We start from the raw sequence: 2,482 nt of genomic DNA on the forward strand, positions 1-2,482 counted from the left end.
CTAATAAAGGAGGCGATCTAAATGATTTCTGTAGATAATCTAAAAAAAGATAGCAAAGCTGAAGTCCCCAAATCCCCAAACTTGGAGACAGATTATGAATTTTTCAATGGCTTTGGTGGTTTTATAAAAAAGGGAAAAGAATATGAAATTCTTCTGGAGGGGAACAATAAGCCTCCAGCCCCTTGGATTAATGTAATAGCAAATAAAAACTTTGGATTCTTCATATCCGAATCAGGAGCGGGCTTTACATGGTCAGGCAATAGCCGTGAAAATAAGATAACGCCTTGGTCAAATGATCCTGTTAGTGATAAAGCCTCTGAGGCAATCTACATAAAAGATGAAGTGACTGGAAATATTTTGACACCTATGTCTCTAGGTAGAACAGACAGAGGAAATTATCGGGTAAGACATGGCTTTGGATATTCGGTATTTCATCATGAAGAGGAAAACATTACACAGGAACTTACTGTATTCACTCCACTGGATGAGCCGATAAAACTGTGGGAACTTAAACTAACAAATACTTCTGAAATAGAAAGGTATTTGAGCCTTACATACTATGTAGAGTGGGTACTGGGTACATCGAGAGATCAATCGAATCCCTATATTCTAACTGATTATAGCAATGAACATGAATATTTAAGTGCAAAAAGTATCTATAATTATAATTTTCATAAACACAATGCTTTTATCTTCTCTAGTGAGATGATAACCGGATATACTGGTGACAGACAAGAATTCTTTGGGTTAAAAGGCGGAATCTTAAATCCACGAGGTCTGAATGTCAAATTATCGAATACTACTGGTGTATGTTACGATGCATGTGGAACCATACAGGTATCTATTGCAATCAAACCAGGTGAATGTAAAACTGTAATATTTGGGTTAGGACAGAGTGATGACTTGAAAGAGATAAGCAGTCTTCGACATAAGTATAATCATATTTCACAGGTTACAACAGAGCTTGATCGGGTAAAGAATTACTGGGAGGAGACATTGGGAGCAATTAAGGTAAAGACAAACGACCGAGCCATTGATATTATGGTAAATGGTTGGCTTTTATACCAAACAATCTCTTGTAGAATCAATGCGAGGGCGGCCTTTTATCAATGTGGTGGAGCCTATGGCTTCAGAGATCAACTTCAGGACACACTTTCTCTTCTTTATACTGATCCAGATGCTTTAAAAGGACAAATTCTCACTGCTGCCGGCAGGCAATTTGTAGAAGGTGATGTGCAACACTGGTGGCATCCTCCTATGGGAATTGGAGTTCGAACGAGAATATCGGACGATCTGTTATGGTTGCCTTATTGTACCGCTGCTTATATTCGCGGTACAGGAGATTATTCTATATTACAAGAAAAGGTTCCTTATATCACAGGACCTTTGCTGGAAGAAAATCAACATGATGCAATGTTTACGCCTAATCAGTCAGATATGGTAGTGAGTATATACGAACATTGCAAGAAAGCAATTCTATACACAAAATATGGCAATCACGGACTTCCTCTTATGGGTGGCGGAGATTGGAATGATGGTATGAGTGAAGTAGGAATAAAAGGAACAGGAGAAAGTGTATGGTTAGGATGGTTTCTCATAGCTTTACTGGGAGATTTTATACCTCTCTCCTATCATGAAGAAGACTTTGAATTTGCAAAAGAACTAGTACAAAGAAAAGAAACGCTTAGAATTAATATGGAGGAAAACGCTTGGGATGGTGAATGGTATTTAAGAGCTTTTTATGACGACCAAACAAAGCTTGGTTCAAAGGAAAACGATGAATGTATGATTGATTCAATTAGTCAGTCTTGGAGTGTAATATCAAAAGGTGCCAAAAAGGATAGAGCCTTGACAGCCATGCACTCGACCAATCGCTATTTAGTCAGGGAAGACGAAGGTGTTTCATTACTTCTCACTCCCCCCTTTGACAAAACAAACAAAAATCCAGGTTATATTAAGAATTATTATCCAGGTATCAGGGAAAATGGTGGCCAATATACTCATGCAGCAGTGTGGCTTGCCATAGCTAATACAATGATCGGGGATTATAATATGGCTCATACTCTGTTCACCATGCTAAATCCAATTCACATCACTTTAAATAAAAGAGATGCCATTAAATATGAAAAAGAACCTTATGCTATGATTGCAGATATATCACTAAGTGCCCCCTATACTGGAAGGGGCGGATGGAGCTGGTATACAGGCTCAGCTGGCTGGATGTATCAAGGCTTGGTAAATTGGTTCTTGGGAATAAGAAGGGACGAGGGTTATCTGATTATTGATCCCTCAACACCTGCTTATTTTGGTGATTTTTCCATTCAATATAAACATAAGTCTACTATTTACGAAATAAAAATAGAGAGCCGAAGTAGAGGCGTATTATCTACTGTTGAGTTAATGCTTGATGGAGAAAAGGTAGAAGGCAATAGAGTAAAACTAATAGATGACGGGAAAACACATTTGATTGTCGTATAAGAGC

At 38.1% G+C, this 2,482-nt stretch carries 1 protein-coding gene; it reads left to right on the forward strand.

Going from position 1 to position 2,482, the window contains the following annotated elements:
• The first annotated feature begins 21 nt into the window (after positions 1 to 21).
• A complete protein-coding gene (locus ACW2QF_RS19480) occupies positions 22 to 2,478 on the forward strand; it encodes a GH36-type glycosyl hydrolase domain-containing protein (RefSeq protein ID WP_455717678.1) in 2,457 nt (818 codons plus the stop codon).
• The last annotated feature ends 4 nt before the right edge of the window (positions 2,479 to 2,482 follow it).

This window comes from Anaerosporobacter sp. (assembly GCF_965301125.1).